Here is a 21,086-nt window from a genome sequence, read left to right on the forward strand (position 1 = left end):
TCATTCTCTCGAGTGATCTGGGGGCTGTGAACGTCGGCTGGGCCGTGGTTGGGTCGTTGAGGGCAATCCCGGCAGGGCTCGTCCACGCGAAAGTCTGCGCGCAGACGGACGCTGACCCGTCCAGCGTCACCAGCTGTCCTGAGTCGGACTGAACTCCGCAGTGCCGACAGATGCATCCGAGACGTGGATTGCCTGCGGACCGGTTTCAGAGCTCGCATACACATCGACTGTGCCGACATTCAACGAAGACCACGAGTACGTTGCTTGCTCCGCCGTCAGGCCGTTCAGAACGTGTCCTGATTGCGGCCCGACCGAGGTGCGCGGCGCCCTACTCGCCGATCAGGCGCAAGCCGTTGTACCAGCAAACGGCCCGTAGCCAGTCGTCGTCGAGGCGCGGCTCTCGGTCGCGCAGCCGGTCGAGCGACTCCAGCTGGTGCGCGTATGGGTAGGGAATGTTGGGAAAATCGCTGCCGAGGACCACGCGGTCGGGCAGGTCGGCCAGTCGTGGCAGCAGCGCGGGGTCAACCGGTGCAAGTTGCTCGAAAAAGTTAGTGAACACCATCGTGGTGTCGAGGTGCACCCAGGGGTAGCGTTCGGCGAGGTCGAGAAACTCACCGTATTCCGGGGCGCCCATGTGTGCAACGACGGCCGTGAGCAGCGGATGCCGCGCCAATACCCCCGCAAGCGGGTCCGGCCCGGTGATCCCTGGCCGAGCCACCGGACCGCTGCCGACGTGAATCACGACCGGAATCGCGGCATCCGCGAGCAACCCCCAGACCGGGTCAAGCAGGGGTTCGCGCAGGTCGAATGCCCCGACCTGCGCGTGAATTTTGAACACCCGAGCGCCCCGATCGAGGGCGGACTGCACCTGATCGAGCACACCTTCCTCCGGATAAAACGTGGCGCTCGGCACGCAATCGGCGTGCTCCGCCGCCAGATCGAGGGAGAAATCGGTCAGCGAAGCCGCCATCCCTGGCCGATGCGCGTAGGACAGCGCGGTGAAGCGACGCACACCCAGGCGCCGAATCGTCGCGAGGCGAGAGTCCTGATCGTCGCGATACTGGATCGACCATTCCTGGCCAATGAGCGGCTCGATCTCGTCGAAGTGCGCCCAGACGCGCCGCAGCATGCGCTCGGGAAGAAAATGGGTGTGCAGGTCGACCAATCCGGGCAGGCCGAGCCCCCGCCACCAGGCTGGAACCTCCGTGTCGGTGAGCATCACTGTAGCGCCAGCATGACCTCGCGCTCGAACAGTTCCCTGCCCGACCGGTCGGAGACGACCTCGGGAAAGCAGTGAATTGCGCAGCCGAGGTACGCGCGCGTCGTGGTCGCCGCACAAGCAGAAATGAGCGACCAGGCCTCGTGCGTTGCCTGCTCGCTCGGCACCGGAACGGTATGAAAGTGGTCGTAGACCCAGATCGATTCCCCGGCGCCCGTATCGGCGTGAACCGCCAGGCCGCTTGTGGTGGCCCAGTACTCGGCCGGTTCAATTCCGACTAGATCATGTCGCCAGCCCTGAGGCACAAAGAGTCCAAATCGCATGATTTCACCCTAGACCGCCGCGCCAGGGGGGCGTCAAACGATACTCTGGACGAGAACGACAACATATAACGGATGGCGGTGGCAGTGAACGCTCTCGACCTCGCTGGCATCCTGAGCGAGATCCTTACCCTCGTTGGGCTGATTGTCGGAGCGATCCTCTTCATCGTGGGGCTCTCGGTGCGGGGCATCAGTGGTCGGTGGACCCGCACGACCGCCGTGATTGCCGCATCGGAGTCGGCCACGGTCATCCGCTGGTTTGATGGCGACGGTGATGTGCACGAGTGCCCCGCCGACACCCACGAGACGCATCATCTGGCGCCAGGCGATGACGTGCGTGTCTGGTTTCGCCGTCGTAATCCCGAGCGTTGCCGCACGCACGACCCCGACCTCGACGGCAAGGGGCTGCGCCTGATCGGCTTGGTTCTGACCGCTATCGGCGTTCTCGCCGGCATCACCGGCATCGTGCTGATGTTTGTCTAACCGCGCGGCGATCCAGAAACGGATGTCGCGCGCGGCGGCGCCCATCCGCTCACCACCGCGGTCACTGCGTTGGGTACGAGCGCGCCGGGCGACCCCTGCAGACGGCATGATAAAGGTATGAGTCGAACCGTTGCCGGAGCCCGCGTGCTGATAACTGGAGCAGCCAGGGGCATGGGCCGTCTGTATGCCGAACGCTGCGTGACCGAGGGGGCGAAGACCGTTATTCTCTGGGATAGCGACGGCGCGGCGCTCGCGGCGACCACCGCCATCCTGACTGAACGCTCCAATGGGCGCACCCGGATCGCGCCCTATGTCGTTGATATCGCGGACCTCGGCGCCATCGCGCAGACCGCCCAGCGGGTGCGCATGGAGGTGGGCCACCCCGATATCGTCATCAACAATGCCGGAATTATTCGCGGCAAGTACTTCTGGGAGCACGACAACGGCCACGACACCCGCCCGACCATGCAGGTCAACGCCCTCGCCCCGATGTACATCACCCGCGAATTTCTGCCAGAGATGATTGCGAGCGGATACCGCGAGTCGCGTATCGTCAACATCGCCTCGGCCGCGGGCACCCTCAGCACCCCGCGCATGAGCGTCTACGCTGCCTCGAAGGCTGCCCTGATCGGCTGGAGCGACTCGCTGCGACTCGAACTCGTGCAACAGGGTCACGGCTACGTCAAGGTGACCACGGTCTGCCCCAGCTACATCGGCACAGGTCTGTTCGACCGTGGCCGCCGGCCGCTGCTCGCTCCGTTAATGACTCCGGAATATGTCGTTGATCGGGTCTGGCGGGCCATGCTTGCCGGCAAGCCGCAGCTGCTGTTGCCCTGGTCGGTGAACCTCACCAAGGTACTGCGCGGACTGTTGCCGTTGCCGGCCTGGGACGCCGTCGCCGGACGTGTCTTCGGGGTTTACCGTTCACTGGATCACGGGATCGGCCGCGGCTAGCCGCTTCTGCGCGGTGTGAAAATGGCAGTCTCAACAGAGACCCCGTCGTCTAACGCGGACTGCCCGCGAGACCCTCCCATATCCGTTGGTCGAGTTTGCAGAGACTGCCGTCGACTGGCGTGACTCGGCCGCGGAAACGCTCCTGTCACGCCGAATACAACTACGCTCAGAAATCTAGATATTTCTGAGAAACCCTCGTCTTCAGGGGGTGGTCTTGGTAGAATGAGAGCATGAGCCTGAACGGCAACACCCCCCAGCAGGGCTTCGCCGATTCGTTCGACGGGGAGCCGCTCGATGGTGTCGAGGTCGTCGCGCGCCGCTTCGACGGTGAGCCCGACTATTGGTCGCTCTCCGCTGAAGACCTCGCCGACTGTGATGCCTTCCACTTGAAGTGTCTCGTGACCTGGCAGATCGAGGCGGAGATCGAGGCGAAAGCTGTGGCAGACGCTGCCAGAGAAGCTGCGGCTGAGGCCTGGCGTCCGTCGTTCGCCGACGGCCCGGCCATTCCGGCTGACCTTGAGCTGGCCGAGGTCTTCGCGGCAATCCCGCCGGGGGTGCTCTTCGCTGACGTTGACCCGGACGATTGTGATCCGGCCGACGTTGACCTGAAGGCGTTCAACCCGGACGAGGCTGATACTTCGATGTATCGGCGTCGTCAGGCGCTGCTCGTGGATCGGGTCGTGTACTTCGAAAACCTCATCGCGTGGGCGCAAGCCGGCAAAGCGGAGACCCTCGCTGCCGCCTGGAACTACACCTCCAGCACCGCCGAAACCGGCCGACCCCAAGCAGGCCCCGGCCGCGAACACGACTGGGACTCCACCTTCGCCGCCCAGCAAGGCCTCGTCGCCGAAATGGCGTGCGCGCTTCGCATCCCTTATGGCACCGCGTCCGGGCTGATCCACGAAAGCTGGACCCTGGTCGAACACCGTCCGAACACGCTTGACGCTCTTCGCAGCGGGGAGATTTCCCTGCGTCATGCGCGCCGGCTCCTCGACCAGCTCGACTCCGTGCCCAAGGCAGCGCAAACGGCGTTGGAGGAGGTGTTGCTGCCGCATGCGAAGAAACTGACCGCGGCGCAGTTTGACGGGAAGGCGCGCAAGATCCGCGAACGCTTCCACCCCGACAGCATCACCGTTCGCCGGGCGAAATGCCTCACAGATCGCAAGGTCATGTTCTACCCGGACAACGACGGCATGGCCACGCTCTGGATGCGCGCCGCCAGCGACGACGTCACCGCCGTCTATAACCGCATCACCGACACCGCCATCAGCCTGCAAGGCCCAGACGAACCCCGCACGTTGAACCAGTTGCGCGCGGATGTCGCGATCGACCTGCTCGCCAGCGGTGTTACCGACACCGGCCTCGGGGCCGGCATCAGCGCCACCGTGAACGTCACCGTCCCCGTGCTCACCCTCATGGGCACGAGCAACGAACCCGGCGAACTCGAAGGGTACGGGCCGATCGACGCCGAAACAGCTCGGAAGCTCGCCGGCACGGCGACGAGTTTCCTGCGCATCCTGACCCACCCACACACCGGGATTGTCCTCGACGTCAGTGCCACCCCGTTCCGGGTACCAGCAGCGTTGAAGAAATACCTGCAACTACGTGATGGAACGTGCCGATTCCCCGGCTGCAACCGCTCCGCCCGAAACTGCGACCTCGACCACACCCGAGACAAACAATTCGGCGGCCCCACAACTGCGACAAACCTCCACTTTCTCTGCCCCGCGAACCACAACCTGAAGCACTTCAGCGCTTGGACCGCCACCGCAGAACCCGACGGCACTATGAAGTGGACCAGTCCCGCGGGAAAGCACTACGCCACCGACCCCGCCATCCGTATCAGCCCCCACCTACAACAAACCACCCCACCAGCACCAGCCGCGGCACCGGAGAACGACCCAGGGAACGACCCGTGGACATCCGTCTGGAACATCACCGGCTCCAACCCCCAACCGTTCTAGACGCAGGCCGGTCGTGCTCGCTTCTCGTTCGACGGTGCCGCTACCGCAGCGCGGTAATGCGGAAGGCGACCGATTTGAGATTCGCGATGCGTTTCTCGTAGCGAGCCGCGAGCACGATGAGCAAAATGCCGCCGGCGCCGAGCCAGAGAAACCACGGGATCGCGCTGTAGGCGAGGGCGATCCACGGCCAGAGCTGCGCGACACCGTGAATGATCACCACGACGGCGCCGATCACGAACGGTGCCTGCAGTCGCCGGGTACTGCCGATCACGAGCACACTGATCGCCACAATGCCCAGGCCAACGATGCGCCACAGATCGCTATGGCTGAGGTCGGCGAGTAGCGACGGCAGCAGAAGCAGCCCCAGCCCGGCACCGAGCCAGGGCCAGCTGCGCGCCCGCGGGTCCACGTTCAGTCGTAGCCAGCCCGAGCAGAGCAGGGCGAGTGCCACCGGAACCGTAACGAGTTCGAACGGGGTCACCGCATGAGACGTTGCGCTGATGAATGCGGCGAGTCCGGCCAGGGCGAGCACGCTCCAGCCGGTGACCACCCCGAGTGGCGCTCGAGGGCGCCACAGGGCAATCACGTGCACGCCCGAGAGCCCGAGAACGAGCAGTACGGCGCGCGAAATCGAGAGCCCCGCATCCGCCGGGGCGGTGACGACGCCCAGTTCGACCCAGGTCAGAACGGATGCCCACACCAGCACGAGCGCGATACTCCCGACGCGGCGGAGTTGCACGGTTTCGGCATCCGCTTGGCGAACCAATAGAAGTGCGGAACCGACGGCGACCGCGGCGGGCAGCAGTAGCCAAAGTTCGAGGCGCGCGTCGGGAGCGCCGGGGGCGACGAGCAGACGCTGGGTCTGCGCAATGGACGTGATCACGAGCGAGATCGCGCCGGCCAGACCCCCAGCTGCCAGGTAGGAAGACCGCAGCGGTGACCAGACGAGCACGCTGGTACCGAGCTGCAGGGTCGACGCAATGAGTGCGACGATGAGCGGGCGAACGAGCGACCCGGTTTGGCTCACTGCTGCGAGCGGCGCGAGGGCGATAAGCAGTCCAGCCAGCGTCAGCAGAGCTGCGACCGGGCTCGTGTTGTTCGTCCGCGCGCTGATTCCGTAGCGAGCAATGAGTGTCGCGATGATCAGAATGATGCCAGCGATGGGCAAGACATACGGTTCGAGCGCGATGGTTCCGACCCGAGACAAACCGATCCAGAGGCCAAGCGCGCCAAGTACCAGGGCGAGCCAACCGACGTGGCGGCGATTCGACAGCGAGGCGAAGAGCCCGTCAGGGGCGATAGACACGATGAGCGCCACAATGCCGGTGAGCACGATAACGAGCCAGTCGAGCGAGTGGGAGCTGACGAACGCGGCGTATACAACCGGGGCAAGCACGATTGCGGTACCGATTTCGAGGGCGATCCGGTCGCGGCGGGCGAGCAGCTCGGCACCCGCAGCACGGATAGGGCCAGCGATGATTGGGGCGGTGCTGATTGGTGCAGCGTCGGTCGGGAGGGCGTGTGTCGCTATCCTGCCAGACACCGGCGAGCCAATCACGTCAGCGCCAGCCGAATTCGTGTCGACACTGCCGATACCGATCGTGCCGCGGAACAGCGCGAGCGCGCCGACGACGAGGGCGACGAACGGCGGGGCCAGAAAGAAAACGGATGTGACGGCATCCGCTGCCAGCAGCACCTCACGCAGCAACAGATACACTGTCGGCGCGAGCGCGAGGGCGGCGATCAGGCGCTCCCAGTGCAGTGACGTGCCGTGCAGCGCGCCGCGGTTATGCGGCAGGAAGACCCAGAGGGCGGACGCGCCGACGAACAGCGCCGCACGCACGATCGCGCCGAGCGGTTCAGGCTGAAGCAGAAGCTCGCTGCCGGACAGGTCGGTGAATCGCACCGGCGCGGCGAAGACGAGCACTGTCGGGATGAGGAGGGTGAAGAAAGCCCAGCGCCGTTCAATGATGGTGAGCACCGTCGGTTGGAGCGATGCGCTCGCAACCAGCAGGTGCAACAACGCAGTGGCTAGAGCGAGGGCCGGCGTGACGTTGACCAGGTGGTACACGTCTGACCAGCGCTGGTCGGGCGCGAGCGCCAGCGGAACGTGCGCAACGCCGATGAGTGTGATCGCGATCGCCGCGGCAACGAGTAGTCCGCTGGCATGCGCGGTGACGGCGCTGGCGGTGCGATGCCTCAGAAACCCTCGCGTGACCAATCGGTGAGCGAACCACAGCGCGAGAATCAGTGACACCGTGCCAAACCACCAGGTGACCGGGCTGCCCCAGCTGATGAGATAGCCGAAGGTCTCGCTGGCGACGAGCATCCCGACAATGACCGGGGTCAGGAACCCGAGCGAGAATCGGTTGGGGTTGGGGTTGGGGTTGGGGTTGGGGTTGGGGTTGCGGCCGACGCGGCCGGCTGTCTCGGGCTCCCGGGCAAGCATCAGCAGGATGAGCGCCGTGGCGCCGAGCAGCAGGTAGAGCGCGACGATGAGCCCGATCGATGGCGCGAACGGCACCGCGAGCACGACGACGACTAACCCGAATGCGCCAATAATCTGTCGACGCGCGTGTAGCACCCCGCCGAGGGTCCATCCCATCAGCAGGATCACAAAGACCCCGGTCAAGGCGAGCAAAGCCCAGCCAGCGTCGGCAATCACGATATCGAAAACGATCTCGGCGCCGCGAATTCCGTTCCCGATATTGGGAACGATCTCGGCGCCGCGAATTCCGTTCACGGTAGCTTGAGCGAGCGGCCAGGCGGCGAAGCCGACCGTGATGAACAGCAAAATGACCGCGACGATCGCCGCCGAGCTGGCCGCGACCAGCCCGGCGATTCTCATGGTTGACGGTGGGACGAGGCGACGAGCGGATGCTTCCATGGCAACGCACAGAACTACGGCCAGCAGCAACGGAACGGTGAGTTGGAAGGGGACGCTGTCGAACCGAGCGCCGACGACCGGTGCGATTCCGGCGGCGGCGAACGCAGCCAGCGCGGCCGAACCGTAGGCGAAAGTTCGGTATTCCGCCATCGACCGGGCGGGTGCGGCCCCGACCTCTTCCCCGGTGCGAAGCCCGCTGGAAGCGGTGGCATTTCGGGACTGTGCGTCGGCAGCCGCAGGCACACGGGGCAGGTCGGCAGCCGGCTCGGTGCTCCGAACGACCGGCTCGGTGTTCGTGGCGACCACGGCGGACTGCGGCGCGCGCAGCACGAGCAGAGCGTGAGCCGTAGCGACGACCGCGACCGCGCCGAGGCAGAAGACCGGGGCCACGTCGTGCTCGGATTCGACAAAGATTGCGGTGACGGCCGATAGAACGAGGGCTACGACGCCGAGGGTGAGCAGCAGCATCCGCTCGAAAAGACGGTCGACGGGTGGCCGTCGGCGTGCCGCCTGCGTGGGCCGCGTCACGCGGGGCAGGGTCGCGCGGTGGAGCAGCGCTCCGGCAGCGGCGCCAAGAAAGCCGACGAACACGCGGGTGAGCGTGTCGTGGCCCGAAAAGAGACCCGCTGCAAGCAGCCCGAGGCCGGGAACGGCAACGGCGAGTCCAGCGACGCTGCCCACCCGGAGGTTCGACAGCACGTGCCAGCCGAGGAACAGGGCCGCGCAGATTACCAGGGCGATGCCCCAGAAGAGCGCGGCATCGCTGCCAGCGAGCCCGAACATGTTGTTGTGCCGTAGGCCCCAGACATCGAGCAGTACGAGCACGACGGCGAAACTTCCGATGCCCTCAGCGGTGGTGGCGAGCCGGGAGCGCCGCATGCGGGTTGCGACCACGAAGGCTGCCACGGTCAGCTGTGCGACGACGACGGATCGAAAGGCTAGCCCGGCGATGATCCAGGCGACGGTGAGAAAGAATATTGCAGCGACCGAGACCAACACCACTCCGACGACGAGCAGCACGACCTGCACGCTCGACCGCGCGGGCCGAGCGGGTAGGGCGCGCTCGGAGCTGGAGGTGGGCGCCGAGCGGGGTGCCGGTTTACTCGGGTGCGCGTCGACCCATGGAGCCCGCGGGGTGGCCGCCCGGTCGAGCGCCGGTGGCACAGGCAACACCGGCGGCGCCAGCGGTTGCACCGGCGCGGTCAGCGTGCCGTCGACCGTTTCTGCGCCGACCGCCTGTACGCTGACCGCCTGTACGCTGACCGCCTGCCAACTGGCCGTCTGCACACCGATCCCATGGGCAGCAACCGTATTCGTTTGGCCCGAATTCACGCTCAACGCCGTGTCGGAAGTCGACACGGCGGCGCGAGCGCCGCGCTGGGGGACGGTGATTTGGCCCGGTGCTGTCTCGAAACGGATGCGCCCGATCAGCTCGGCGCGCCGTTCCATGGCCGCTGCGGCATCCGTTGAACTGGCCAGCAAGAGGGCCGCCGCCTCATGACGCAGATCGAGCTGGCACTCCGAGCACACCGGGGACAGCAGCGCGGCGTGACAGGCCGGGCACAGTGCCGCGTCGGTTAGGTCGCGCAGGTTGCGCGGCCAGGTGATGCGGCCAGCTTGCCAGCGATAGAACTCTGCGGTCTGCTTGGCCTCGTGCTCGGACATGGCTCTCCTCGCAGTCGGTCGGTCTGCCGACAGGTTACCGGGCGGAGAAATCCCTTGGTGCGCTACAGCAAAGTCTGTGGATAACTTTCTTTGCTGGCGGCGGAGGGGGAGCCGGGGAGCGTAAGGAGATGAGCCGATCAGAGGCTGTTGGTCGCCAGCCAGCTGACCAGCACACGCTGAAACTCAAGCGGATGCTCCACGCTCGGCAGGTGCGCCGTGTCGCGGAACGTGCATCCGCTTGATTGTGGAAGCATCTCTAACAGAAACTCGTAGTGGGCCAGCGCCGAGGTCACGTCGAGTTCACCAACGGTGACGAGCGCTGGAACATCGATGTCGCTGACCCGGTCGAGCGCGGGCGGTTCCAGCGGGATCAAGATCGGGGCCTCCGTGGCGTGAATCACGTTGCGCATATTGAGCTCCTGCGCCAGGGCAAGAAAGGCCGGGTCGACGTCGGCCGGCTTGCGGGAAGGCCCGACCGCCCACAGTGCAACCTCGAGCCGGGCCAGTCGCGGCCATTCGCGGGCGGTAAAGGCGGCGTCGAGCTTGTCGAACAGGGCGTCTTCACGCTCGGTGAGCTCCACGTCGGGAAATCCGCTGGGGCCGGATCCGATCGTGACCAGGCCGGCCACCCGCTCGGGACTAGCCACGGCCAAGTCGATGGCGATCGTGCCGCCGCGTGAGCACCCGATCAGGGTGGCGCGAGCGACGCCGAGGTGATCGAGCAGCGCCGCGGCATCCGCTCGATTAGAGAACGAAACATTTTCGGTCGTCGTCTGCCCGTAACCGCGGGCGTCGAAGCGAATGACGTAGTGGTGCGCGGCGAGGGCGGCGACCTGCGGATCCCACATGCGCAGCGTCGCAATACCGGCGTGCAGCAAGAGCAGGGCTGGCGAATCGGGCTCGCCCACAGTCTCGTAGTAGAGCGAGGCACCTGGAACGTCGAGTCGGGGCATGCGACGAGCGTAGCGCTACGTCAGGTGCGGACGAAAGGCCGCGCCCATACCCATGGCCAGAATTGAACTGAGCGCGCGGTTCGACTGCAGCGTCGCCGCTCGCGGCAACCCCTAGGCTCAACAGAATGGGCGGCGTATTGGTCGGGTTTTCGATTATTGGATTTGTGATCCTGATCGGGTACTTCATCGAGCGGTTCGGTGTCCTCGGCGCCGGCGCTGGCCGGGTGCTGAACCGCATGGCCTTCTTCGTGGCGACTCCCGCGCTGTTGTTCACCGTGCTCTCCCACGCGGATGTCTCGGTGTTGTTCTCCGAATCTCTGCTTGCGATCGTGTGCACCATCGTGGTCGGTGTTCTGGTGTACGTCATCGCGGCCCGGCTGTTCTTTCGTCGGCCCGTGGCGGAAACGGTGCTCGGTGCGTCCAGTGCTATCTACGTCAACGCAAATAACATTGGACTACCGGTTGCCATCTACGTGCTCGGCAGCGCCCAATTTGTGGCGCCGGTCTTGCTCCTGCAGCTAGTCATTCTGGCGCCGACCATTCTGGCCATTCTTGACCTGGCTACCCAGGGGCGCGCGTCATTTCTGTCGATCGTGACCCAGCCCATTCGCAACCCGATGATTCTCGGATCACTGGCGGGCGTGTTCGTGGCCATGCTCGACGTCACTCTGCCGAAGCCCGTACTCGCCCCGTTCGAACTGATCGGCGGCGCGGCGATTCCCCTGGTGCTGCTGTCGTTTGGCATGTCGCTGCACGGCCAACGCCTGCTCAAAGCCGGAACCGGACGCAAGCAGGTGATCGCTGCGACGGTGATCAAGGTCGCGCTGATGCCGATCGTCGCGTACCTGTTCGGGCACTTCGCGTTCGACCTGGGCGGCACCCAGCTGTTCGCTGTCGTTGCCGTGTCGGCGCTGCCGACCGCGCAGAACATCTACAACTTCGCCTCGCGCTACGACCGAGCCATTGTCGTCACCCGTGACACCGTTTTGCTCACCACCATTTTGTCCATGCCGGTTTTGCTCGTCATTGCGGCACTTCTTGCTTGAGTGCCGGCACAGCCGTTTTCGCGTGAAAACGTGAGATCTCCGCAGTTCTACCGGGCACCCGCTAACCGGCCACGATTTTGCCCCTCGAAAGGATGACAATGTCCATCTCCACCCCCGAAACTGCACCCGGAGCCCCGTTCGCCGCGCCGACACCCACCAGCCTGCCGATTGGTGACGCGTCCGACCGGTTCTACCTCAACCGGGTGTACTGCGTGGGCCGCAACTACGCCGACCATGCGCGCGAAATGGGCAATGACCCAGACCGCGAGCCGCCGTTCTTCTTCGCGAAGCCGGCCGATGCCGTGTTCGCCGTGGCCGAGGGCGTTCCCGCCCGGGGCGTTTCTGCTCACGAGGTTCCCTACCCGCCCGAGACCGACAACCTGCACTTTGAGATGGAACTCGTCGTCGCGATCGGCGTCGGCGGCACCAATATCGCGGCAGCGGATGCCCTCAGTCACGTCTTCGGATACGGCGCCGGCGTCGACCTCACCCGCCGAGACCTGCAGGATGCCGCCAAGGCCCTGCGCCGCCCGTGGGACCTCTCGAAGGGGTTCGATTTCTCCGGACCGTGCTCGCCGATCGCCGCAGCGACAGCGATCGGCCATCCCGGCGCAGCCCGCATCTGGCTGGACGTCGACGGTGACACCCGTCAGGACGGCGACCTCGCTGACCAGATCTGGCCCGTACCCGACGTGATCGCAGCGCTATCCCGGTTCGTCACCCTGCGGCCCGGCGACCTCATCTTTACCGGAACTCCCGCCGGCGTCGGCCGGATCGCGCCCGGAAACCTCGTCACCGCTGGAATCGATGGGATCGGCGAACTCGCCTTCCGCGTGGTCTGATGCCCAGGCGAGCGGATGCTTGACCCGGCGCCGCAGCATCCGCTCACCGCCGTGAGTCCCAGCCAGTATTTCACCCCCGAAGGGTCGCAAATCGACCTCGTGGGAGTGGTTTTAGGTCGATTTGCGACCCCTCACGGGCGGGCGACGCCGCGGGACGCGTGAGGTATGGCATCCGCGGGCATCGGCGCGGCGCGGCATCCGCGGGCCCGGCGCCGCCGCTACTGGGGTAGCAGCGCGCCGAGAACGGTCGTGGCGTGGCCCCGATGTTCGTCGAGCAGGCGGATGACGAGCTCGGCGTCCCCGGCGGCGAAGGCGTCAACGATGCCGGCATGTTCGTGCAGGGCCCGGGCCCGGTTGCCCGGCTCTTCGTAGTAGAGCCGGCGGTAGGCCTCGGTCGAATCCCAGAGCGCGCGCAAAATGCGTTCCAGCCGGGGCAGCCCGGATGACGTGACGAGCACGAAGTGGAACCTGCGATTTGCCTCGTTCATGGTGAGCAGATCACCGGCCGTATGGGCCAGCTCCACCTCGGCACCGGCCGCGCGCAGGTCGGCCAGCACGTGAGTGCCGCCGAGAGCGATCGTGGCGCGCACGGCCTCCGCCTCGAGTAGCTGGCGCAGCCGATACACCTCGAGCAGGTCGGTGAGCGAGAGCTCCGTCACCCGGTACCCATAATGCGGCTCGTGCACGACGTGCCCCTCGGTTTCGAGGGTGTTGAGGGCCTCCCGCACGGGAACCCGGCTGACACCGAGGCGTGCGGCTAGGTCTTCCTGCCGCAACGGCTGTCCGGGAACGAGCTCACCGATGCCGATCAGACGGCGCAGCTCACCGAGTACGAACGCCGGAACGGTCGGCGGGCGCTGGGTGGGAGACGGAGTTCGCTCTGGAGCAGGCATGTTGAAAACCCTAACTCAGCACTCGGCCGTGCAACTGACCGGGCTGTTTCCAACCGGACTGTCGCATAACTCCTGCAATTCGTGTGCGGCCCCCAAGAGTTGCCCGGAATTACGCGGGCGGGTTGCCGGGCAGCCAGAAATTGCAGGAGTTATGCGCATCTTCAACTCAACAGTCGAGGCTACTCAGCGGAAGGCTGCAATGCCGGTGATGTGCTGGCCGAGAATGAGGGTGTGCACCTCGTCTGTGCCCTCGTAGGTGCGCACACTCTCCAGGTTGTTGGCGTGGCGCATCGGGGAATAGTCCAGGGTGATTCCGTTGCCGCCGAGCATCGCGCGTGCCTCGCGGCAGATGGTGATGGCTTCGCGGCAGTTGTTGAGCTTGCCGACCGAAATCTGGTGCGTGGCGAGCGTGCCGGCGTCTTTGAGCCGCCCGAGCTGCAGCGCGAGCAGGGTGCCCTTGTTGATTTCCAGGGCCATATTGACGAGCTTCTGCTGGGTCAGCTGGTAGCTGGCGAGCGGCTTGCCGAACTGCATCCGCTCTGTCGAGAATGCCAAAGCTGCCAGGTAGCTGTCGCGGGCGGCGCCCATGACCCCCCAGACGATGCCATAGCGGGCTTCGTTGAGGCACTCGAACGGGCCGCGCAGGCCGCGGGCCTGGGGCAGCATGGCCGAGTCCGGCAGGCGCAGCTCGGTCAGTTCAATCTCGCACTGAATCGATGCCCGCATCGAGAGCTTCTGCTCGATCAAAGTTGCCACGAATCCGGGGGTGTCGGTCGGTACTACGAAGCCGCGGATCCCGTCATCCGTCATCGCCCAGATGATCGCAACCTGCGCGACCGAAGCCAGGCCGATCCAGCGCTTGGTGCCGTTCAGAACCCAGTCGGCGCCGTCGCGGCGCGCGAAGGTGGTCATGCTGGCCGGGTCGGAGCCGGCAGAAGGCTCCGTCAGCCCAAAGCAGCCGATCACCTCGCCGGCGGCCATGCGCGGCAGCCACTCGTTCTTCTGTTCCTCGGAGCCGTGCTTGTGGATGGCGCTCATCGCGAGCGAGCCCTGCACGCTCACGAAAGTGCGCAGTCCCGAGTCGCCGGCCTCCAACTCCAGCGCCGCGAGGCCGTATTCGACCGCGCTCCGCCCCGGGCAACCGTAGCCCGTGAGATGCATACCGAGTAGGCCGAGCTTGGCCATCTGCGGAACGATCTCGAGCGGAAAGACCGCCTTCTCGTACCAGTCGGCGATGTTGGGTTTGATAGTCGTGTTCACAAAGGCGCGCACCTCGTTACGCAGCGCAATCTCGGCCTCGGTCAGCAGGGCATCGATGCCCACGAGGTCGGCAGCGTCGGTCAGGTCGGTGTCAATGGGGGTAGTCATGAGTCGTCTTCCTTCAGTAGAGCGGATGCTGGTGGCTGGCTATGCGAGAACGTCGCGCCGGCGTGTTCACCGAACAATGGCGGCGGGCGAAGGTACCGAGCGGGGGTGTCTGAGAGGCTGATCGGGTTGGCGATCTGCTGGCTCACGCGGGAGCCAGCGGCATCCGTCACCGACACGACGGGCGCCAGACCGAGTTCGGTGGCCAACTCGAGCGCCTCGGCGATCGAGTTCACCTTGCCGGCTGGCACCCGGGCCGCCGCCAGCAGAGTGGTCCACTCCGCCGCCGGGCGAGTGGCGAGCCGTGCCTCGAGCAGCTCTTTGAGCACCGCGCGATGGGCGAGGCGGTCGGCGTTGCAACCGAACCGCGTATCGACGCTCAGCTCGGGCAGCCCGAGCACCTGCGCGAGGGCGCTGAACTGCTTGTCGGTGCCGACGGCGATCGCGATCGGATCGTCCACGGTACGAAAGGTTTCGTACGGCGCAATGCTCGGATGGGCGTTACCGAGCCGTTGTGGCGCGACGCCGGTGGCGAGGGTGCTCGAGGCCTGGTTGACCAGCCCGGTGAGCAGCGAGGAGAGCAGGTTTACGTCCACCCGCTGGCCGCGGCCGGTCTGGTCGCGCGCGCGCAGCGCAGCGAGAATTCCGATGACCGCGTTCTGCCCGGTGAGCACGTCGACCAGGGCGACGCCGACCTTGCTCGGCTCGGAATCGGGGGAGCCGGTCACGCTCATCAACCCGCCGACCGCCTGTACGAGCAGGTCGTAGCCCGGCAGCGCGGCACCGCCGGCGCGACCGAATCCGGTGATCGAGCAATAGACCAGCTCGGGGCGCTCCGCCTGCAGGGTGCCATAGTCGAGGCCGTACTGTTCCATGACGCCCGGACGAAAATTCTCGATCAGGACGTCGGCATCCAGTGCCAGCGCGCGCGCCTCGGCCAGGCCGCGCTCGGTGCCGAGATCGCAGACGACCGAGCGCTTATTGCGGTTGACACTCGCGAAGTAGCTGCCCATCCCGTTCTCATCGACCGGCGGCACCCAGGCGCGAGTATCATCGCCGAGCGGATGCTCGATCTTGATCACGTCCGCACCGAAATCGGCGAGCATCATCGTGGCAAATGGTCCGGCAAGCACGCGGGAAAAATCAGCAACACGGATGCCGTCCAGCGGCCCCGCAGGTTGGCTTGCGTCTGCGCTCCAGCTCATTTGGATATTGTATCCAATTTGAGCGTTCGGGGGAAGGGGACGCGATGTCTGAACTCAGATTGCTCATCGAGCCCGTCGCCGGCCGGCTGGTCATTGTGTTCGCGCAGGTGCTGACCCGGCGAACCGCCGCTTCTGAGCGCGCACTCGCCACGGATTAGCGGTTAAAACCGCCCGTGGGCGCATCCGTTCTGGATCCCTGCCGGATCGACGGTTCGGCTACCTGCCACCGAGTTTCCAGACCTTGGCCCGGATCGTTTTAGTGACTTGCCGCCGAACTTCGAGCCTGGCTATTCGTCAGGTGCGGTCGACTGATCGAGCAAGCAAGACCGATCTTGTGCGTTAGGCCGAAATCTAGTTGTAGAGCATTCCGCCATCGACGAGCAGTACCTGGCCGGTGACATAGTCGGAGTCGGGGCCGGCGAAGAACGAGACGATCTTGGCGACGTCGTCCGGGGTCTCGATGCGGCCGAGCGCGATACCCTCGACGTTTTCTTTTAGGTTTTGGCCGAGCGGTTTGCCGTTGATCTTGCTCAACTCGGTGTCAATCAGTTCCCACATGCCGGTGCCAACGATGCCGGGAGCGTACGCATTGACGGTGATACCCTTCGGGGCTAGCTCCTGCGCAGCAGCCTGCGTGAGTCCGCGCACGGCGAACTTGGATGCCGAGTAGGCGCTCAGAATCGGGAAGCCCTGGATGGCGGCGATCGAGGCTGCGGAAATAATCTTGCCGCCATGGCCGAGCTCGTCAAACTTCGTTGCGGCGGCCTGGATGCCCCAGACAACACTGTTCACATTGATCTGGAAGATCTTGTTCAGCTCGTCTTCGGTGACTTCCAGCACTGGCTTGACCTGGGCGATGCCGGCATTGTTGACGATGACGTCGAACCCGCCGAGCTTCTCGGCGGCCGCGTCAACAGCGGCACTGACATCCGCACGCTTGGACACGTCAGCGGTGACGAAGATGGCCTTGCGGCCGAGGGCTTCGATTTCGGCGACGACGCCGAGACCTTTTTCCTTCTGAAAGTCGAGATCCGCGATGGCAACGTCGAATCCATCCCGTGCAAGCCGAAGCGCAATGCCTCGCCCGATTCCCTGTCCTGCGCCCGTAACGAGTGCGACCTTGTTCTCTACAGCCATGATTTCTCCTTTATTCCTCGGTGGGGTTGTCTGTAACAGCAAGGCGTCAGCCCTGGGGCTCCACGACGAGTAGATCGTCGATGGAAGCGATCACGGGAGCGTTTGTCGCCGAACTCGACAGGTAGCAGGTGAAGCCAACACCGCCGGCGATCTGCAGCGCGGCCGTCGCATCCGTTATGGATCGCTGCCAGGTGACGGGTTCTTCGCTGCCCAGCTTCCAGACCTTGGCCCGGATGGTGGTCGGACTGGTTCCGGTGACTTGCAGCCGAACCTTGAGCTGATCGCCAGCCAAGAAGCTGACCCCCGGCGCGTTGGTCGCCGCCTGCAGCGTGACTTCCCCTCCTCCGGAAGAGTTCACGCGCACGAGCGAAAGCCCCACCACACCGGTCGAGCGCAGCACGACCTTAGCCCGGTAGGCGCCGACACCAACGACGTTTCGTCCGTTCGCCGAGACGTAGGTTCCGGTTCCGGTCGGTGTCTTGTCGACGGATACGGTGAACAGAACGTCGCTCGCGGTGGTGGACACCTGGCCCAGCAATCCGTTGGCCGTCGTGCCCGGGGTGGCGAGCCGAATCCGGCCGGTGCCAGTGACGGAATACATGCTGGCGCTCCCGGTGGTGGTCCAGGGACCGCCCGACAGCGCCGTGCCGAGGCCGTTCGTCACCGTGCGCGTAAAGGCGTCGGTCGCCAGCACAGTGAGATCTGGCGGCGATGCCGGGGCCACCGCACGCGTTGTGCTGTCGGTCGCGAGTGCAATGTCGGTCACGGTCAGGGTCACCGTGTAGTTTCCGGCAATCGCGTAGTCGTGGGCGGCGACCCGGCCGGTTGCGGCCCCGCCGTCGCCGAAGTTCCAGGCGTAGCTGGCGATCGTTCCGTCCGGGTCTGACGAAGCTGCCGCATCCACGCTGCAGGTCAAGCTGGGGCAGGTTGCGGTGAACGAGGCTACCGGGGGCTGGTTTTCCTGCGGACCTGCCACAGCGATGGTGAAGGCATCCGTGAACGTACCCGCCACTGGCAGGAACCGGGCGGTGAGCGAGCTGGGAGTGACCGACACGTCAAGGTTGCCGAAACTCGGATTGAGATTGAGGCCGGACGAGGCAGCAAAATACGGCGCCTCCGTGTCGGTGCTAACCACGTCCCGCAGCGGCGTGCCACCCGTGCCGACGATCGCGAACACCGTTCCGGCGCCCTTTGCCAGGGCGTTATCGCCATCGGCGACGCAGCCGGCAGAGTAACTCCCGGGCACGAGCTGGCCGCACGAGGCGCCCAAGGCGAGCTGCTTGCTGCGGGCGTACAGGTGCTCATGACCGTTCAGAACGAGGTCTACCCGCTTGTTGACCAACAGATTTGTCAGTGCGGCCCCAGGGTCGCAGGCGTATTGGCCGACCGACAGACACGGCTTGTGCATGCCAACGACCACCCACCCAATAGCCTTCGATCTGGCATCGTCGATGGTATTGGCTGTCCACTGATAGCGCGGGCTGCCGGCGGCATACGACCAGACTCCATCCGGGTAGGTGAGTGCCGGGGAGATCATGATGAAGCGCACGAGCGGATTGACCTGCGGAACATCCACGTAATACTGCCGCCCGTACGTTCCAATCACGCCAGGAAGCTGATTGGGCAGACACGCCGCAAAATCATTGACGTTGCCGTTTAGACCGTTGCTCTCGTGATTGCCGGAGATGAGTTCAAACGGGAATCCGGCTCCCACCTTCGCCGTGACGAAGTCGCACCAGGTCTGCTCGGCGCCGGTGGCACCATAAGAAAGGTCGCCGAGCGCGAAATGGAGATCCGGCGCGATGTCGGCCACCTGGGTCAGCGTCGCCACTGCCCCAGCGCTGGCAGAAATGTCGCCGGAGGCGGTGAAGTGAACGGATGTGGCGGTCGCCGCTGCGGCAACCTCGCCCAGGTTGGCTGACTGGGCCGAGCCAACGCACGCCGTGAGAACGAGGATTGCTCCCGCAACGCTTGCGACAAATACATTGACTGCCCGCATGTGCCTGCTCCTTGCACGCCGCGAATTAAATGTCAGGGCGGTGGCGCGGGTGCATCTTGGTCAAAGCGTGCGCCAGGCGTCTTCCCCAGCAGGCTAGACCCTGTAGGTGGGGTCGGACAACCCCTCGGTGCGGCAGAAAGCAGACGGTCTAGAAGATCATTGGGCGGTCGTCGTTATCGTCGCCCAGGTCGAGGTCGACGAGTACTGGAACGTGATCGCTCGGGGCGTCGCCCTTGCGTTCGTTACGGTGGATGCTGGCATCCGTTACGAGATCGGCGAAGGCGGGCGAGCCGAGGATAAAGTCGATGCGCATGCCCTCATTGCGGGGAAAGCGCAGCTGCTTGTAGTCCCAATAGGTGAAACCCTCCGGCACGATCGGCCGCACCACGTCGGTGAGACCGGCGGTCGCAAAGGCCTCGAAGGCCGCACGTTCCGGGGCGGAGATGTGCGTGGAGAGACCCGGAACGAGGGTCGGGTCACCCGCGTCCGCGTCGAAGGGCGCGACGTTCCAGTCGCCCATCATGGCCAGGGCGAGCGCGGGATTGGCGGCGAGTTCCTCGGCCGCATGCACCTCGAGCGCCTTCAGCCAGGCCAGCTTGTAGTCGTAGTGGGGGTCGCCGAGTGCGCGCCCGTTCGGCACATACAGGCTCCACAGCCGCAGATCGTTCACGGTCACACCGAGTGCGCGGGCTTCGAGCGGCTGGTCTGGACCGACCGCGCCCTTGACGAAGCCGGGCATGTTCGGGAAGGCGGTGACGACATCCGTCATCGGTTCGCGGCTGGCAAAGGCCACGCCATTCCACTGGCTCAGGCCGTGAATGGCGAGGTCGTAGCCGGCATCTTCGAACACCTGCGACGGAAACTGCGCCGGCTTGCACTTGATCTCCTGCATGGCCAGAACGTCGATGTCCTCGCGTTCCATCCAATCGACGACTCGCCCGGATCGGGCTCGAATGGAGTTCACGTTCCAGGTGGCGATGCGCATGCCTCAAGCCTATAAGGGGCCACGCTGTGCGGCGGCTATCAGCCTGAAGCGGATGCCACGGCTCGCGGTATCGAATGCGATATCCGCTCTGTTGCGATTGAATGGGTACAAAACACCCATGCGCAGGAAGGTCACAATGACGCAGTTGCAGATTGGCTACGCGGCCATGTTGGAGCAGTTCGCACCGGCCGAGGCGGTCGCGCTCTCGGAGTACGCCGAGGAGCACGGTTTCACCGGCGTAATGGCGGCCGACCACTTTCAACCGTGGGTTCCGGCCCAGGGCCAGTCAAGCTTCGTCTGGAGCGTGCTCGCCGCCATTGCCGAGCGCACCACGGGCGACTTCGGCCCTGGCGTGACCGCGCCGACCTTTCGCTGGCACCCGGCCATGGTCGCCCAGGCCTCTGCGACCCTCGCTTCGATGTACCCCGGCCGGCACTGGCTGGGCTTGGGTTCCGGCGAGGCCCTGAACGAGCACATCGTCGGTGGCTACTGGCCCGAAGCGCCCGAACGCATCAACCGCATGTTTGAGGCCATCGAGATCATCTCGAAGCTGTTCACCGGCTCGATCGCCGGTAAGGACGTCAAGCACTCCGGCCAGTTCTTCAAGCTTGAGTCGACCCGACTGTGGACCATGCCAGAGGTAGCTCCGGAGATTTTGGTTGCCACCGCCGGCCCGGTTACCGCCAAGCGTGCCGGCCGGTTGGCCGACGGGCTCATCACGGTCGGTGCTCCGCTGGAGAAGATCTCGATGCTGTTTGGCAAGTTCGATGACGGTGCCCGCGAAGCCGGCAAGGACCCGTCGGTGATGCCCAAGGTCTTGCAACTGCACATGAGCTGGGCCGAAACCGACGAAGAGGCTATGAAAAACGCTCTGCACGAGTGGCCGAACGGCGGCATGAAGTTTCCGAAGGGTGACATTCGTTCGCCGTTCGAGTTCGAGCAGATGGCCAAGCTCGTGCGCCCGGAAGACTTCGAGGGCCGCATGATCATCTCGGCCGATCCCGACGAGCACCGCAAGTACATCCAGAAGTTTGTCGACCTCGGTTTTGATCGCATCTACCTGCACAACGTGGGCCGCAATCAGAAGCAGTGGATCGACGTCTTTGGCGCATCCGTTCTGCCGAAGCTCGTTCGATAAATGCCGCACGATTCGTTGCCCGACGCCGCGA

General features: G+C 65.1%; 16 protein-coding genes. 6 read left to right on the plus strand and 10 right to left on the minus strand.

The features are described from left to right. Positions 1 to 328: 328 nt before the first annotated feature. Positions 329 to 1,219 (minus strand): amidohydrolase family protein, encoded by an 891-nt coding sequence (locus tag CXY75_RS14280; RefSeq protein WP_104083475.1) that lies wholly within the window; start codon positions 1,217 to 1,219, stop codon positions 329 to 331. Further along, entirely contained in the window at positions 1,219 to 1,542 is a 324-nt protein-coding gene (locus CXY75_RS14285) for an LLM class flavin-dependent oxidoreductase (RefSeq protein ID WP_146069480.1), read from the minus strand. Before CXY75_RS14285 ends, CXY75_RS14280 begins: the two co-directional genes overlap by 1 nt. A gap of 78 nt (positions 1,543 to 1,620) precedes the next feature. On the opposite strand from CXY75_RS14285, the gene CXY75_RS14290 reads away from it, so the two are divergent. From CXY75_RS14290 to CXY75_RS14300, 3 genes are all read left to right on the plus strand, one after another. Continuing rightward, a complete protein-coding gene (locus CXY75_RS14290) occupies positions 1,621 to 2,022 on the plus strand; it encodes a DUF3592 domain-containing protein (protein WP_233201926.1) in 402 nt (133 codons plus the stop codon). Positions 2,023 to 2,139: 117 nt separating this feature from the next. Then, positions 2,140 to 2,976, plus strand: a complete 837-nt coding sequence (locus tag CXY75_RS14295) for an SDR family NAD(P)-dependent oxidoreductase (RefSeq protein ID WP_104083476.1) — start codon at positions 2,140 to 2,142, stop codon at positions 2,974 to 2,976. A gap of 230 nt (positions 2,977 to 3,206) precedes the next feature. Continuing rightward, positions 3,207 to 4,940 carry an HNH endonuclease signature motif containing protein gene (locus CXY75_RS14300; RefSeq protein WP_104083477.1) on the plus strand — a complete coding sequence of 578 codons (1,734 nt, stop codon included), beginning with the start codon at positions 3,207 to 3,209 and terminating at the stop codon, positions 4,938 to 4,940. Between the two features lie 40 nt (positions 4,941 to 4,980). On the opposite strand, the gene CXY75_RS19860 is transcribed toward CXY75_RS14300, so the two are convergent. After that, positions 4,981 to 9,492: an SCO7613 C-terminal domain-containing membrane protein gene (locus CXY75_RS19860; protein ID WP_158251213.1), complete on the minus strand. Its 4,512-nt coding sequence runs from the start codon at positions 9,490 to 9,492 to the stop codon at positions 4,981 to 4,983. A gap of 137 nt (positions 9,493 to 9,629) precedes the next feature. Then, positions 9,630 to 10,445 (minus strand): alpha/beta fold hydrolase, encoded by an 816-nt coding sequence (locus CXY75_RS14310; RefSeq protein ID WP_104083478.1) that lies wholly within the window; start codon positions 10,443 to 10,445, stop codon positions 9,630 to 9,632. Between the two features lie 125 nt (positions 10,446 to 10,570). On the opposite strand from CXY75_RS14310, the gene CXY75_RS14315 reads away from it, so the two are divergent. Together CXY75_RS14315 and CXY75_RS14320 are read left to right on the plus strand one after the other, a co-directional pair. Then, on the plus strand, positions 10,571 to 11,491 hold the full coding sequence (locus CXY75_RS14315) for an AEC family transporter (RefSeq protein WP_104083479.1): 921 nt from the start codon (positions 10,571 to 10,573) through the stop codon (positions 11,489 to 11,491). A gap of 98 nt (positions 11,492 to 11,589) precedes the next feature. Next, on the plus strand, positions 11,590 to 12,333 hold the full coding sequence (locus CXY75_RS14320; RefSeq protein WP_104083480.1) for a fumarylacetoacetate hydrolase family protein: 744 nt from the start codon (positions 11,590 to 11,592) through the stop codon (positions 12,331 to 12,333). 218 nt (positions 12,334 to 12,551) lie between these two features. Here CXY75_RS14320 and CXY75_RS14325 read toward each other — a convergent pair whose 3' ends face one another. From CXY75_RS14325 to CXY75_RS14350, 6 genes are all read right to left on the minus strand, one after another. Then, positions 12,552 to 13,226: a GntR family transcriptional regulator gene (locus CXY75_RS14325; protein WP_104083481.1), complete on the minus strand. Its 675-nt coding sequence runs from the start codon at positions 13,224 to 13,226 to the stop codon at positions 12,552 to 12,554. Between the two features lie 183 nt (positions 13,227 to 13,409). Next, on the minus strand, positions 13,410 to 14,594 hold the full coding sequence (locus tag CXY75_RS14330; protein ID WP_104083482.1) for an acyl-CoA dehydrogenase family protein: 1,185 nt from the start codon (positions 14,592 to 14,594) through the stop codon (positions 13,410 to 13,412). Next, complete coding sequence (locus CXY75_RS14335; protein WP_104083483.1) at positions 14,591 to 15,796, minus strand: CaiB/BaiF CoA-transferase family protein; 1,206 nt, start codon at positions 15,794 to 15,796, stop codon at positions 14,591 to 14,593. The genes CXY75_RS14330 and CXY75_RS14335 overlap by 4 nt, the downstream gene beginning before the upstream one ends. Before the next feature lie 351 nt (positions 15,797 to 16,147). Then, positions 16,148 to 16,933, minus strand: coding sequence for an acetoin reductase (locus CXY75_RS14340; RefSeq protein ID WP_104083484.1), 786 nt, complete (start codon positions 16,931 to 16,933; stop codon positions 16,148 to 16,150). Between the two features lie 46 nt (positions 16,934 to 16,979). Next, positions 16,980 to 18,932, minus strand: a complete 1,953-nt coding sequence (locus CXY75_RS14345) for a PKD domain-containing protein (protein WP_104083485.1) — start codon at positions 18,930 to 18,932, stop codon at positions 16,980 to 16,982. A gap of 148 nt (positions 18,933 to 19,080) precedes the next feature. Next, positions 19,081 to 19,917: an exodeoxyribonuclease III gene (locus tag CXY75_RS14350; RefSeq protein ID WP_104083486.1), complete on the minus strand. Its 837-nt coding sequence runs from the start codon at positions 19,915 to 19,917 to the stop codon at positions 19,081 to 19,083. Between the two features lie 136 nt (positions 19,918 to 20,053). Between CXY75_RS14350 and CXY75_RS14355 the strand changes: the two genes are divergently transcribed. Beyond that, a complete protein-coding gene (locus CXY75_RS14355; RefSeq protein ID WP_104083487.1) occupies positions 20,054 to 21,055 on the plus strand; it encodes a TIGR03557 family F420-dependent LLM class oxidoreductase in 1,002 nt (333 codons plus the stop codon). The last annotated feature ends 31 nt before the right edge of the window (positions 21,056 to 21,086 follow it).

This window comes from Cryobacterium sp. Y11, from assembly GCF_002929535.1.
In the GTDB taxonomy this organism is placed as follows: domain Bacteria; phylum Actinomycetota; class Actinomycetes; order Actinomycetales; family Microbacteriaceae; genus Cryobacterium.

What these genes read in the sequence shown, in the direction of transcription:
- CXY75_RS14280 (WP_104083475.1), bottom strand. Translation starts at nt 1,219, where the DNA reads ATGCTCACCGACACGGAGGTTCCAGCCTGGTGGCGGGGGCTCGGCCTG.
- CXY75_RS19860 (WP_158251213.1), bottom strand. Translation starts at nt 9,492, where the DNA reads ATGTCCGAGCACGAGGCCAAGCAGACCGCAGAGTTCTATCGCTGGCAA.
- CXY75_RS14295 (WP_104083476.1), top strand. Translation starts at nt 2,140, where the DNA reads ATGAGTCGAACCGTTGCCGGAGCCCGCGTGCTGATAACTGGAGCAGCC.
- CXY75_RS14325 (WP_104083481.1), bottom strand. Translation starts at nt 13,226, where the DNA reads ATGCCTGCTCCAGAGCGAACTCCGTCTCCCACCCAGCGCCCGCCGACC.
- CXY75_RS14345 (WP_104083485.1), bottom strand. Translation starts at nt 18,932, where the DNA reads ATGCGGGCAGTCAATGTATTTGTCGCAAGCGTTGCGGGAGCAATCCTC.
- CXY75_RS14320 (WP_104083480.1), top strand. Translation starts at nt 11,590, where the DNA reads ATGTCCATCTCCACCCCCGAAACTGCACCCGGAGCCCCGTTCGCCGCG.
- CXY75_RS14310 (WP_104083478.1), bottom strand. Translation starts at nt 10,445, where the DNA reads ATGCCCCGACTCGACGTTCCAGGTGCCTCGCTCTACTACGAGACTGTG.
- CXY75_RS14340 (WP_104083484.1), bottom strand. Translation starts at nt 16,933, where the DNA reads ATGGCTGTAGAGAACAAGGTCGCACTCGTTACGGGCGCAGGACAGGGA.
- CXY75_RS14350 (WP_104083486.1), bottom strand. Translation starts at nt 19,917, where the DNA reads ATGCGCATCGCCACCTGGAACGTGAACTCCATTCGAGCCCGATCCGGG.
- CXY75_RS14300 (WP_104083477.1), top strand. Translation starts at nt 3,207, where the DNA reads ATGAGCCTGAACGGCAACACCCCCCAGCAGGGCTTCGCCGATTCGTTC.
- CXY75_RS14335 (WP_104083483.1), bottom strand. Translation starts at nt 15,796, where the DNA reads ATGAGCTGGAGCGCAGACGCAAGCCAACCTGCGGGGCCGCTGGACGGC.
- CXY75_RS14330 (WP_104083482.1), bottom strand. Translation starts at nt 14,594, where the DNA reads ATGACTACCCCCATTGACACCGACCTGACCGACGCTGCCGACCTCGTG.
- CXY75_RS14355 (WP_104083487.1), top strand. Translation starts at nt 20,054, where the DNA reads ATGACGCAGTTGCAGATTGGCTACGCGGCCATGTTGGAGCAGTTCGCA.
- CXY75_RS14285 (WP_146069480.1), bottom strand. Translation starts at nt 1,542, where the DNA reads ATGCGATTTGGACTCTTTGTGCCTCAGGGCTGGCGACATGATCTAGTC.
- CXY75_RS14315 (WP_104083479.1), top strand. Translation starts at nt 10,571, where the DNA reads ATGGGCGGCGTATTGGTCGGGTTTTCGATTATTGGATTTGTGATCCTG.